This is a genomic window from Kribbella sp. NBC_00482, assembly GCF_036013725.1.
In the GTDB taxonomy this organism is placed as follows: Bacteria; Actinomycetota; Actinomycetes; order Propionibacteriales; family Kribbellaceae; genus Kribbella.
On the sequence record NZ_CP107881.1, the window covers coordinates 4,065,642 to 4,077,816 of the forward strand.

Here is a 12,175-nt window from a genome sequence, read left to right on the forward strand (position 1 = left end):
ACCACGGCGGCGTCCCCAGTTCTCAGGATCGGCCGGAGATCTTCCGGTTGAGGGAGAAGAGGCGGCCGAGGATCGGCATCAGGACGATGTTCAGGCCGTGCAGGATGCCGATGATCAGCAGGATGCCGCCGATCCGGCCCGCCTCGAAGCCGGCCTGCGGGGCGGTGACGACGATGCTCCACGTCTCCCGGGGCTGGAAGCTCACGGTGAACAGGATGTACGCGCTGAAGATCAGGTAGTACACGATGTCGGTCAGCACGATGTAGCTCTTGCCGGTCTGCGGGTTGTCGTGGAAGACGTCGGCGGCGTACGCGCGGCCGAACCGTTTGATGAACGGGCCGAGCCACAGGGCCAGCCCGATCAGCAGTACGTCGGTGAACAGCTCGAGGATCCACCAGTCGAGCAGCAGATGCCCGGTGCCGGCCCGGGGCGTGAAGATCACGACGGTTGCTACCAGCAACAAGATCGCGAGGGCCAGGGACGCGGCGGTCCGGACGGTCCGGTGCCGCCGGATCCGGTCGTCGGCGATGCTGCCCAGGACCCGCTCGAACAGGTCCGGCGCCGGCGGTCGCGTGGCCGCCGGGTCCAGAGCGTCGTACAGCCGGCGTTCGACCTCCGAGGGCTCGCCGGGAGTTTCGGGGCGTCGTGTCATCCCTTGACCTCCAAGACAGATTTCAGCGACCGCAGGCCGCGTTGCAAATGGGTCTTCACCGAGTTGGGCGACAGGCCGAGGGTCTCGGCGATGTCGGCGACGGAGAGTTCGAGGTAGTACCGCAGTACGACGCAGTCGCGCTGGCGGCGCGGGAGTGCGCGCAGGGCCGCGATCACCTCGCGGCGACTCTCGTCCGCGGCGGCGTGGTCCTCGGCCGACCGGTCGTCCGGGTCGGCCGGCAGCCGGTGCCGCAGCGACACCAGACCGCGACGGTTGTGGTCCCTGGCGAGGTTGATCACGATCGAGCGCAGGTACGCCGCCGCTCGGTCGGGATCGTGGATCCGGTGCTGACTGCGGGCCAACCGGAGGAACGCCTCCTGCACCAGGTCCTCGGCCGCGGTCCGGTCGTCGACGAACCAGCGCGCGAGCTGCACCAGGCGCGCCGCTTCCGCCTGGAACAGCGCGATCACGAGCGCGTCGGCGTCCAGTCGAACGCCGCCGACCGGTAGGTCCGCAGCCGCATCCATAGCCCCCATCACTTCTACGGACGGGCGAGTCGGCAGACCGGGTGACACGGCAAGGAAATGTTCTTTCCCTGTCACCCGTTCCGCGGCACCACTGCGTCTGTCGTTGTGATCCGTGCACTCAGCATCGGCGATCGAGGGGGAGTCATGACAGGTCTGAAGCTCTTCGCCACGCCTGGCCTGTCTGCCGGTGTCATGGTGAGATCGGCCGCGGCAGGACTCGGGCTGGGTCTCTGTTGGGGCATCGCCGCTCGGGGATGGATGCGGCTGATCTCCACCGATCCGGAGTTCAGTTGGGCCGGCACCGGCATGATTCTCGCGATGACCGCCGTCTCCGGTCTGGTCCTCGGCATCCTGTACGGCGTACGTCGCGCCGGCCGATCGCGGTGGTGGCGACTTCTCGCCGTACTCTGCCTGCCCCTCTTCGCAAGCCCCGGGATGATCTTCCTGCCCGCGTTCCTGCTCGGCGGCCTGCTCTACATCAACCGCCGATGGGCGCGCATCACCGGCCTGGCCGGCATCGCCCTGGCCGAACTGGCCCTCTGGTTCGTGGACCGCGGCCAGCCGATCAACCCCTGGTACCACTACGGCGGCTTCCTCATCCTGTCGCTGACCATCGCCGCCGGCGCTGCGGAACTGTACCGGCCCCGCTACCTGGGTGCCGAGCAACCTGAGGTAGTTCAGGCGTCGGTGACAATGTTGGGATGACTCTCGAATCGGTTGTTGGCTGATGGGCGTTCTCGACAAGTTCTCGCTGGCCGGGCGGACGGCTCTGGTGACGGGTGGGTACCGCGGGCTCGGTAAGGCGTTCGCGACCGGGTTGGCCGAGGCCGGTGCGGACGTGGTGATCGGAGCGCGCGACGCCGCGGCTTCGCAGGAGGCGGCCGAAGCACTGGCGGGCGAGACCGGCCGTACGGTGGTCGGCGTCGGCCTCGACGTGAACGACCGGGCCTCCGGCCGGGCAGCGATCCAGGCGGCGCTGGACGCGACCGGACGGTTCGACATCCTGGTCAACAACGCCGGGGCGTGCGTTCACCGGCCGGCGCTCGACGTACCGGACGACGAATGGGACACCGTCTTCGCCACGAACGTCGACGGCCTGTGGAAGCTCAGTCAGGAGGCGGCCCGGCACTTCACCACGGTCGGCGGCGGAACCATCGTCAACATCGGGTCGATCTCCGCGCAGATCGTGAACCGTCCGCAGTGGCAACCGGCGTACAACGCCTCCAAAGCCGCCGTCCATCAGCTGACCAAGTCCCTGGCCGCGGAGTGGGCCCCGTTGAACATCCGCGTGAACGCCGTCGCCCCCGGCTATGTGAAGACCGAGATGGCGCCGGTCGACGAGCCCCAGTTCAAGGCCCGCTGGATCGACGACGTCCCCATGCAGCGGTACGCCGTACCGGAAGAGATAGCGCCCACCGTCGTCTTCCTCGCCTCACCGGCCTCCAGCTTCATGACCGGCTCAGTAGTGGTAATCGACGGCGGCTACACCCTCCACTAGCGGTATCGGTCGAGGAACGTGGTGAGTTCTGCGAGGTACTGCGGGCGCTTGTCGCGGCGTACCGAGTGGCCGGCGCCGGCGATGTGTACTGCGCGGAACTCACCGGCTGCCGCTTCGGCGCAGCGGTCGGCGAACTCGGTGGAGATCAGTGCGCCGCGTTCGGTGTCGCCGTGGATCAGCAGTACCGGGCAGGTGATTTCGGTCATCAGTTCGGTCAGGGGCGCCGGGTCCTGGTACGGCAGATCGAACATCTGCGGGTTGACCTGCGCCTTCGACACGGCCCAGGGCTCGAGTTCGTCGTCGGCCCAGTCGGGATCGTTGGAACGGCCCTGCGCGACCCGTGACGGCAGATCGAGTGCTCGAACCGCGGCGAGCCAGGTCGGCTCGGACCGCGATTCGTGCTGCCGGTCGCCAGGCGTTCCGGTCGGCGGGTCTTCCAGCACGACCGCACGCACCAGGTCCGGCCGCGCCGCGGCCAGATAGGCGGCCGCCATCGCGCCCATCGAGTGGCCGACCACGACGATCCCGCCGTCACGGGGCCGGCTCGACAGCACGAGGGCGGCATCGTCGCGGTGCGCGTCGTACCGGACAGGTTCGTCCGGAAGCCCCGACTCACCGTGCCCACGCGCATCGATCGCCAGCGCCCGAACCCCAGGCATCTCTCGGAGCAGCGGTTCCCAGCACTGCGCAGAGTCGGAGAAGCCGTGCAGGAACGCAACCTCGGCTGCCGCCTCATCGGTCCGGTACCACGCCAGATGAGCCGTCCTGCCGCGCACACTGAACATGGTTCCGGACCTTAGCGCAAACCCCTAGTGGGTGCAGTCGCAGTCGCAGGTGGGACGGCAGGGCCTGCGCGGGGTGGCACAGACCTGGTGCGGGTAGAGGACCGGGCCGACGCCTGGGAGCGCTTGGCTACGGGCCAGGCGCAGCAAGGAATCTGCGGCGAGCGGGGCGTTCTCGCCGGTTCCGGACATTCGTGCGGCGATCATCCCGGCGACCAGGGGTGCGGAGAACGACGTACCACTCCAGCTGGCCAGCCCGTCGAAATGCCTCTGTTCGTGAGGAACGGGATCTTCGAAACACTCGTAGTCGCCGACCGCGAAGGCGTTGACCAGATCCACGCCCGGTGCGTAGACGTCGACCCAGCCGCCGTAGTTGGAGAACGACGCGCGGGAGTTGCCGTCGGCGGAGAGCGCTCCGACGCCGATCACCCAGGAGTACGCCGCGGGGAACGTCGGTTTGTACGTCGTGTCGTTGCCGGCCGGCGCGACGATGACGACGTTCAGATGGCGCAAACGCCTGTCGTAGAAGGTGTTGAAGGTGAGCATCGGCCGATGGAAGCGAGTGAAGCCGTCGAACTCGCAGACGATGACCTCCGCCCCGCAGTCCATCAGTTCGTTCATCTTCTGGATGATCTCGTGCTCGTACGCCATCCCAGCGTGCGGCCGGTTGTCGATGTACTCCGCCTTCTTGACGTGGACCTTCGCCTTCGGCGCCACGCAGCGCACACACCCGGCGACGAACGTCCCGTGGCACGCGTAGGGCTTGATGCGTCCGTTGCCTGCCATGAAGGGGTCCTCGGCCTCGCCGGTGACGCCCGCCATCCACGGCCACACCTGCACACCGTCGACCAGGCCACCGTCGACGACGCCGACGAACACGTCACGACCGTCCCATCCGCGCGTTCCGCAACAGATCCCGGTGCTCACGGGCGGTTCCGGGCATGCCGCCTTGCCGGGCACGCACGCCGGCTCGGTGGCCGGGCAGGGATGGCCGTTGCCGCAGTACGGGAGCCCGTGGTCCGGTGTTCCCTTGCCAGGGCCGGCCCGTCGGTCGAGCTCAGCCAGTACGTTCGGCACCGACAGCGGATCGTCGTCGGTGTACTGCCTGTCGTACTCGCCGCCGAACTCGGAGCCGCCGAGCATTCCGTGCCGTCCCTCGCTGACCCGGCGGAAGTCCCTGCCGTAGCGCCAGACCAGGGCGGTGACGCCGTCGATCACCGGCAGTACGTCGATGGCCACGAGTTCGGGGATGATCGGACTGCGTTCGTCCTCCGGCGTCGAATCGTCCCGCAGCGTTCTGAAGACCAGCTCCGCGTCATCCGCGCGGACGAGGATCGTGTCCCGCCGGTAGAAGTAGTCGACGTACCCCTCGTCCCTCCAGTTGGCCGGGTACACGGCCGTCGTGCCGTGCCATCGCTCCGGCCGGCTTTCTCCCTCGTCCTCCAGGATCAGGCGCAGTGCGTCTCTGAGGCGTTGGTCTGCTGGCATTTCGTCCCCCTAGTTGGTCAGAAACCTTCCAAAAACAAGGTGGTGCGGCGTACTACGATCGGAACATGGCCGGGTGAGGGGGCGGGGCTGTGGACGCCGACGAGCTGCATGCGCTGGCACTGTCGCGGCCCGCTGACGCCCTGAAGATCGCCCGCCAGGTTCTCGCGAACTCCCCGTCCGACGCCGAGGCCGCGGCCGCACACAAAGCGGCGGGTGTCGTCCATCGCGACTTCGGTGACATCCGTGAGGCGGTGACCGAACTCAAGGCGGCGTACCGGCATGCTCGCAAGGCCGGGGATCCCGACAACGAGGCGGACATCCTGGCGAGCCTCGGCGTGGCTCTGGTCATGGCGGGGCAGACCCGGCGTGGGCTTGCTGTCCTCGACTCGATCGTCCCGGGCCGGACCGGTGTGTTCGCCGGCCGCATCCTCGTCCGCCGGGTCTGGGTGCGAGGGGCGCTGCTCGGCAGGTACGCCGAAGCGCTGGCCGACGCCGAAGAGGCGGTCCAACTGCTGAGCGACACCGGTGACCTGCTGTGGGAGGCGCGGGCGCTGACCCACCGGGCGATGGTGCTGCTCGCGATGGGCGCGATCGAACGCGCCGACGTTGACTACGCCCGCAGCGAGGAGTTGTTCTCGAAGTGCGGTCAACAGGCCGAGTACGCCGACACTCGGCAGGCGCGTGGTGCTGCGGCCTTCGCCCGAGGTGACCTGCCGACGGCATTGCTGTACCTCGACGACGCGCAGCGGATGGTCGACGAGCTCGGGGTCTTCGAGCCGGACCTGCTCGCCAACAAGTGCGTGGTGCTGCTGGCGGCCGGTCTGACGCGGGACGCACTCACCGAGATCAACAGTGCGCTGGAGCGGTTCGAAGACCAGCGCGGGTCGACGGCTCGACGCGCGGAGTTGTTGTACTGCGCCGGACTGGCAGCGCATGCCGCCGGTGCTCTGGAGCTGGCCGAGAGTCGCAGCCGTGCCGCCATGAAGCTGTTCCGCCGGCAGCAGCGCCCGTGGTGGGCGGCGCGTGCTGAGCTGGTGTTGCTTCAATCCCGCTACGCGGGTGGTGATCGTACGGCGCGATTGCTGCACACCGGCCAACGACTCGGCGCCGAACTCGACGGACTCGACCCGGACCTCGCGGCCGAGGCACATCTGCTGACAGGCAGGCTCGCCCTCGCCCGTTCCGAGCCGGCCGAGGCCAGACGCCACCTGAGCATCGCGGCCGGCGCCCGGAACCGCGGCCTGCGAGGACGCGGCGCCGGCTGGCTCGCTCAAGCCACGCTCCACGAAGGCGACGGCCGGGCGCGCGCGATGCTGGCCGCCTGCCGGCAGGGCCTGAGCCTGATCGAGGTCTACGTGCACACCCTCGGCGCCACCGAACTTCGCGTCCTCGCCACCGCCCAGGGCGCCGAACTCGCCGCGATCGCGCTCCGGTACGCCGTCCAGCGGGGCAACGCCCGCCAGGTCCTCGAGTGGAGCGAACGCTGGCGCGCCACGGTGCTCGCGATCCCTCCGGTCCGGCCGCAGGAAGACGACGGCCTGGTCGCCGACCTCGCGGCGCTGCGCAGCCTGACCTACCGGCTGGAGACCAGCTACGACCATCGACTCGGACCCGCCCCGCTGCATCGCGAACGCCGACGCCTCGAAGCCGCAGTACGGCGCAGGGTTCTGGTGACGCCCGGCACCGTGGACGACCGACCCGACCAGTTCCGCAGCGCCGACCTGCTCGCTCATCTCGGAGACCGCAGTCTGGTCGAACTCACCGACGTCGACGACCGGCTGTACGCGATGACGGCGGCGCGCGGCCGGGTCCACCTCGAGTTGATCGGTCCCACCCAGGAGGCGACTCGGCGGTTGTCACACGCGTTGTTCGCACTGCGACGCGAGGCGACCGGACGCGGCGAGGACAGACTCGACCTGGACGCCATCGGAGCTCGCCTGGAGACGGCGCTCTTGGGCGACGTGGCCAAGCACCTGGCCGACGGCCCGGTGGTCGTCGTACCGACTGGCCGGCTGCATGCGGTTCCGTGGGGCCTGCTGCCGTCGTTGCGGCATCGGCCGACCTCGGTGGCCCCGTCGGCGGCTGCGTGGTTGCGGGCACGGAGCGCCGTACCGCCGGAGACCGAGCGGGTGGTGCTGATCGGCGGTCCGCAACTGTCGACCGGACCAGAGGAGGTACGACGACTGTCCGAGCTGTACCCGGACGCGGTGGTGCTCACCGAGGGCGACGCGACGGCAGAAGCAGTGCTGCAAGCGATGGACGGGGCGTCGTTGGTGCATGTCGCCGCCCACGGCACGTTCCGCGCAGACAGTCCGCTGTTCTCGTCGCTCCAGTTGGATGACGGGCCGCTCACGGTGTACGACCTCGAACGGCTGGACCGCGCGCCACACCGAGTCGTGCTGTCGAGTTGCAGCTCCGCGCTCGGCGGACCCAGCGGTGCGGACGAGCTGCTCGGCCTGGTCAGTGCACTGGTGGCACTCGGGTCGTCCGGCGTTGTGGCGAGCGTCGTACCGGTGAACGACCCGGCGACGGTGCCGCTGATGCTCGGCCTGCACGGCAGGCTGCGGGCCGGTGACGACCTTGCCGAAGCACTCGCCCAGGCACGCGAGTCGGCCGGTGACGACCGGCTGGCGCGGACAGCCGGGCAGTCGTTCATCGCACTGGGGGCTTGAGTCACAGCCGTACCCAGTCGGTGATCACTCGACCGGTCGCCGTATCGCAGCGCAACCGAACCGCATCAGCAGGCAACGACGGCAGTTCGAAGAAGCCGGATTCGTTGGCGCTGACGGAGTACTCCGTGCCGTCCGGCATCTCGACGTGGATCTCACCCGGGCCGGGCGGCAGGATCTGGCCGACCACCTCGTCCTGGGTCACCTCCAGCTCCATCGACAGCGGAGTGGAGGTGAAGACCAGCAATCGCGTCTGCCCGGGATCGGCCCGGGTCGCCGCCGCCGCGTCGAGCGACGAGTCGAACGTCAGGCTCGCCTGCAGGAGGTCCTCGTCGATCGTCCGCCAGGAGAGCACGCCCTCGGCATGCGCGGCGATCGTGTCTGCCAACGGTCGCGTAGCGCGGACAGCCTCGGCGAGATCCTCGAAGAGGCGCTCGTCGTCATCCCAGTGTCGCCGCGTCATGCCGGCCACCTCCTGACGGCTCGGATCGCTCCGAGGATTCGACGTACGCCCGGACCCGCGGAGATCTGCGGAGCCGCTCGAGCGCGCGTGAGCGGGTGGGGCCGATGCTGCCTGCCGGAATCCCGGTGCGCTCGGTGATCTCGACGTACGACGGTCGCGGATCCTCGAGCAGCAGCAACAGCAGGTCGCGCTGCCGGTGGGGCAGCTCGGCCAGCCCGGCCAGCAGCATCTCGTGCCGCTCGGCCCGGAACAGACCTTCGTCGGGCTCGTCGATGTCCGCCGCGATCGCCTGGAACTCGGGATCCAGCGGGTCGTTGGGGCTCAGCCGGCGCCCGGACGACAGGTACCGGAGCGCCTCGCGGCGGGCCGTCGTGACGATCCACCCCGGCATCGCCCGCGGTTCCTGCAGGCTGTCCAGGTGCCCGACGAGCCGCAGCCACACGGTCTGCGCAACGTCCTCGGTCTCGCTCGGCGTCAGCCGGAACCGCCGGATGACGGACACGAGCAACGGCGCGTACCTGCTCACGAGTTCGCTCCACGCCTGCTGATCGCCATCGGCTGCGGCGGCCACCAGAGCGGTGACCGGTGAGACTTCGCCTTCCATTCCGGTTCCCCCCTTGATGCCGGGTCCTACTGGACGGACCGCACCGGAGGACCTGCAGATACATGCCAATCCAGCTTCAGACCGGTTGCACTGCGTAGGCCGATGCCGGCAGGAGCCTCAGGCCGGTGTGCAGAGTCACCAGCTCCTGGAGCGCGTACTTCGCGGAACGCTTGAAATCGAAGCCGTGTGCGCCGAGCGTCACATCGACGGAGCAAGCACCTGGACTCAGCCCGGTGAGCAGGCCGCCCTGGACGGTCAGCCGGAGGCTTTCCAGCCTGAAGAGCAGCGTGAGATCGAAGGTGATCGTGACCGGAGCGTGCCGGTCGACGGTGACGTCCACTTCCGGGTGATGGAGCGACGAGATCTCGTGTTCGGCCAACGTGACGTACTCAGGCGACCCCGTGCCCGCCAGGGTGGTGCTCGCCGCGTCCTGGAGGACACGATGCGTCCGCCAGACCCACAGGATCGGATCACCCAAGTCGCGGTCGAAGGTCGCTGTGAGTGCGCGGGTCACCGGAGCCGACATCAGTCGGCCGGCTGGACCGAGGTGCGGCACCAGCCCGAGCACCTTGCTGCTCCTGATCAGGTCGTTCAGCTGCGCAGAGGTGTCCGGGCCGGTCTGGTTGAAGTGCGAGGCGATGGTGATTCGGTGGCTACTGGTGTTCATCCGTCTTCTCCTGCAGGTACTGGCGCCCGCGATCGAGGCGAGCGTTGACGCGGATTCGGTGTGCGGGGCCGGATTCGTGGATCCGCGGAACCCCCGGAGTCAGCCGCCCGGCCGCATGAATTCGAGGCACCGAACGGTCAGGCGGATTCGGGCCGCCACGGTGCCGGAAGCGGCCGACTGCCCCGACGGCCAGGACGGCTGTCCCGAGCAGCAGCGGTACCAGCCACGACGGCAGGTTCGACTCGTCGGCGGCGAACGCCACCGTCACTGTCGTTCCTGTCGGCACGAGCTCCCCGGCGCGCGGCAGCTGGCTGACGACCTGACGCTCGCGACCCGAGGTATCACTCCCATCGACCGGATCGAAGATCAGCTCGACGCCCTCGACCGCGCCGCGGGCCTCGCCCTCGCTGCGGTTGAGCAGGTCAGGAACCGGCACGAGCTTCTGGCTGGGCCCGCGGGTGGGCGGTGCGGTGGAAGTCGGCGGAACGGTGGTGGTCGGTGGTGACGGCAATGGAGACGGCAATGGTGACGGCGGCGGTGGTGACGGCGGTGGTGACGGTGGTGTGGGCACCCGGCGTACGTCGGCTCTCACGGTAGCGGCGCGTTCGACCAGTTCGCCTGGTTGCGGCCGCTGGGCGACCACCCGCCCGGGCCGCTTGCCGTCCTTGAGGATCCGTTCCGTGTAGACGAGTCCGGCGTCTTTGACCATGGCCGCGGCCTCGTCCTCGGTGTGATCGATCAGATCTGGTACCGGAACAAGCGCCGGCTCCGGTGGGACGGGCTCGCTGAGGGTCAGGCCGGCCTGTTCCCCGAACCACAGGTAGGCGCCGGCAGCGGGGTTCTGCAACTTGACGGTCCACTCCGCGGCGCCCGCCGCCGGCGACGTTCGGACCGCAATCGCGCGCCGTGCCGCGAGCTTCTCCGCCGCGGCCAAGGTCAGCCCGACGAGGTCCGGCATCACCACGCCACGGGTGAGGGCAACCACCGAATATCCCCCGTCCGGGTCGCGCGTGTACTGCACCTCTTGCTCGATAACGACGACGACCCTCGTGTCGACCTGCACGAAGTTGTTGTTCACGATCTTGCAGTTGTAACCGGCGCCTCGGAGACGGTCTGCTGCTTCTCGGAGCGACAGGCCGCGCACCTTGGGAACGGCCGCTGGTGAGGCGGTCCATCGAGCGGATTCCGTGCAGGCGTCATCAGCAACGGTTGCGGCGCTCGTTCCGGCCGGCAGGAGCGTCGCGACAGAAAGCGCTGCCGCGGCGATCAGGTACTTGGCGCGATGGATACTCACACTTCTCTGACCGGGCCGTCGGGCAGGCTGATACCCGATGCAACCAACTTCGGCCTCGTAGGCGTGTCTAACCCGGTATCGAGGGATGGGAGATCAGATGAGTGATCGGGACGCGGCGTTCGAGGCGTATTTCGCGGCACGTTCCGACGCCATGCGCGGCACGGCGTACCTGCTGTGTGGCGACTGGCATCGCGCGGAAGACCTGGTGCAGCAAACGTTCACGAAGATCTACCTGGCGTGGCGCCGGATCCAGCGGCACGAGGCGATGGACAACTACACCAGGCAGACACTCATACGTACGTTCCTGTCCGAGCGGCGCCGGGGGTGGTTCCGGCACGAGTCGGTCGAGTCCCAGGCGACCGATCGGGCGGCGCCGTCGGCCGACTTCGCCGACATGCGGCTCGTGTTGCTGGAGGCACTCGTGAAGGTGCCGCCGCGGCAACGCGCCGTACTCGTCCTGCGGTACTGGGAGGACCAGTCCGTCGAACAGACGGCTGCGTTGCTCGACTGCTCGGCCGGAAATGTCAAGAGCCAGGCTGCCCGCGGGCTGGCGACGCTGCGCGGACTGCTGGAAGAGGAGAAGGTTCGATGAACGAAGAGGATCTCAACGAGGCATTGCACGACGTGATCGTGCGCAGCACTCCACCGCCGTCGATGGATCCAGCGCAGGCTCTGGAGCAGGCCCGCCGGGCACGCAAGCGGCGTACGGCGGTGTGGGCCGCGGCCGCCGTCGTACCGCTGGTGGTCGGCGTCACCGCCGGTCCTGCACTGGTCGCGAACCTCACCGGTGACCGGTCGGTGGGCCAGATGGTGGCGGGCGGCCCGGGCGCGACGCCGTCGGAATCGCCGTCGGCATCCACGCCGCCGCCGGTCTCCACTGTGGCGCCGTCGACTGCGCCGAAGAGCCGGAAGACCGGTGACCCGTGGCCGGAGGGACAGGTGGACCGTACGGCGACCACGGGTCCTCGCGCCGACCGCGCCGTGACGCTGATGAACGACCTGACCTCGGCACTGCCGCCAGGGTTCACCTCGCCGGACCTGAAGTACCCGGAGGGCGGCCCGATGCGCCGGCCGCAGAGCCAGTACGCGTCGAACGACGGGGAGCCGGACTACTGGGAGTACATGGCCTCCATCCCGGTGCAGAAGGACAACCGGGTCGGCAAGGTGCTGGTGCAGTCGACCACGCCCAACGGGAAACCGGCGACGGACCCGTGCGCGCTGGCCAAGAAGTTCTGGGGCGGGACCGGCACCTGCAGTGTCGTGATCGTCAACGGCAAGAAGGTCGGCGTACTGACCACCAAGAGCGGCGGCGACTACGACCAGTGGGCCGCCTACCGGTACGACGACGGCACCGTCGTGTACCTCGCCCAGGCCAAGAAGAACGACCGCACGGGCAAACCCGCCCTGACCCAACCGGTCTTCACCGCCCGCCAACTGGCCGAACTGGCAATCTCACCGAAGTTCAAGATCAGCAGCTGATGGTCATCGGTCTTGGGCGGCCCATCTCTTGGGCCGCTCAAGGCCGTCGGGC

13 protein-coding genes are annotated in these 12,175 nt (G+C 68.8%); 5 read left to right on the forward strand and 8 right to left on the reverse strand.

The window, feature by feature from the left end:
- Nucleotides 1-22 precede the first annotated feature (22 nt).
- Together OHB24_RS20010 and OHB24_RS20015 are read right to left on the reverse strand one after the other, a co-directional pair.
- On the reverse strand, nt 23-652 hold the full coding sequence (locus OHB24_RS20010) for a hypothetical protein (protein WP_327640587.1): 630 nt from the start codon (nt 650-652) through the stop codon (nt 23-25).
- A complete protein-coding gene (locus OHB24_RS20015) occupies nt 649-1,179 on the reverse strand; it encodes an RNA polymerase sigma factor (protein ID WP_327640588.1) in 531 nt (176 codons plus the stop codon). The genes OHB24_RS20010 and OHB24_RS20015 overlap by 4 nt, the downstream gene beginning before the upstream one ends.
- 144 nt (nt 1,180-1,323) lie before the next feature.
- Here OHB24_RS20015 and OHB24_RS20020 point away from each other — a divergent pair, with 144 nt between their 5' ends.
- Nucleotides 1,324-1,884 carry a hypothetical protein gene (locus OHB24_RS20020; RefSeq protein WP_327640589.1) on the forward strand — a complete coding sequence of 187 codons (561 nt, stop codon included), beginning with the start codon at nt 1,324-1,326 and terminating at the stop codon, nt 1,882-1,884.
- Between the two features lie 22 nt (nt 1,885-1,906).
- Nucleotides 1,907-2,677, forward strand: a complete 771-nt coding sequence (locus tag OHB24_RS20025) for an SDR family NAD(P)-dependent oxidoreductase (protein WP_327640590.1) — start codon at nt 1,907-1,909, stop codon at nt 2,675-2,677.
- Here OHB24_RS20025 and OHB24_RS20030 read toward each other — a convergent pair.
- Nucleotides 2,674-3,462: an alpha/beta fold hydrolase gene (locus OHB24_RS20030; RefSeq protein WP_327640591.1), complete on the reverse strand. Its 789-nt coding sequence runs from the start codon at nt 3,460-3,462 to the stop codon at nt 2,674-2,676. The genes OHB24_RS20025 and OHB24_RS20030 overlap by 4 nt on opposite strands.
- A 24-nt stretch (nt 3,463-3,486) precedes the next feature.
- Complete coding sequence (locus OHB24_RS20035) at nt 3,487-4,947, reverse strand: S8 family peptidase (RefSeq protein ID WP_327640592.1); 1,461 nt, start codon at nt 4,945-4,947, stop codon at nt 3,487-3,489.
- An 89-nt stretch (nt 4,948-5,036) separates the two neighbouring features.
- Between OHB24_RS20035 and OHB24_RS20040 the strand changes: the two genes are divergently transcribed.
- The gene (locus OHB24_RS20040; protein ID WP_327640593.1) at nt 5,037-7,619 is read left to right on the forward strand and encodes a CHAT domain-containing protein; all 2,583 of its coding nucleotides are present in this window, start codon (nt 5,037-5,039) and stop codon (nt 7,617-7,619) included.
- Nucleotide 7,620: 1 nt separating this feature from the next.
- Here the strand turns inward: OHB24_RS20040 and OHB24_RS20045 are convergent, their stop codons facing one another.
- The 4 genes from OHB24_RS20045 to OHB24_RS20060 all read right to left on the reverse strand — a co-directional run bounded on the left by OHB24_RS20045 (nt 7,621) and on the right by OHB24_RS20060 (nt 10,644).
- Entirely contained in the window at nt 7,621-8,079 is a 459-nt protein-coding gene (locus tag OHB24_RS20045) for a hypothetical protein (RefSeq protein ID WP_327640594.1), read from the reverse strand.
- Nucleotides 8,057-8,683: an RNA polymerase sigma factor gene (locus OHB24_RS20050; RefSeq protein WP_327640595.1), complete on the reverse strand. Its 627-nt coding sequence runs from the start codon at nt 8,681-8,683 to the stop codon at nt 8,057-8,059. Before OHB24_RS20050 ends, OHB24_RS20045 begins: the two co-directional genes overlap by 23 nt.
- Nucleotides 8,684-8,759: 76 nt before the next feature.
- On the reverse strand, nt 8,760-9,350 hold the full coding sequence (locus tag OHB24_RS20055) for a hypothetical protein (protein WP_327640596.1): 591 nt from the start codon (nt 9,348-9,350) through the stop codon (nt 8,760-8,762).
- Nucleotides 9,337-10,644 carry a PASTA domain-containing protein gene (locus tag OHB24_RS20060; RefSeq protein WP_327640597.1) on the reverse strand — a complete coding sequence of 436 codons (1,308 nt, stop codon included), beginning with the start codon at nt 10,642-10,644 and terminating at the stop codon, nt 9,337-9,339. The genes OHB24_RS20055 and OHB24_RS20060 overlap by 14 nt, the downstream gene beginning before the upstream one ends.
- 97 nt (nt 10,645-10,741) lie before the next feature.
- Between OHB24_RS20060 and OHB24_RS20065 the strand changes: the two genes are divergently transcribed.
- Together OHB24_RS20065 and OHB24_RS20070 are read left to right on the forward strand one after the other, a co-directional pair.
- Entirely contained in the window at nt 10,742-11,236 is a 495-nt protein-coding gene (locus OHB24_RS20065; protein ID WP_327640598.1) for a SigE family RNA polymerase sigma factor, read from the forward strand.
- On the forward strand, nt 11,233-12,123 hold the full coding sequence (locus OHB24_RS20070; RefSeq protein ID WP_327640599.1) for a hypothetical protein: 891 nt from the start codon (nt 11,233-11,235) through the stop codon (nt 12,121-12,123). The genes OHB24_RS20065 and OHB24_RS20070 overlap by 4 nt, the downstream gene beginning before the upstream one ends.
- The last annotated feature ends 52 nt before the right edge of the window (nt 12,124-12,175 follow it).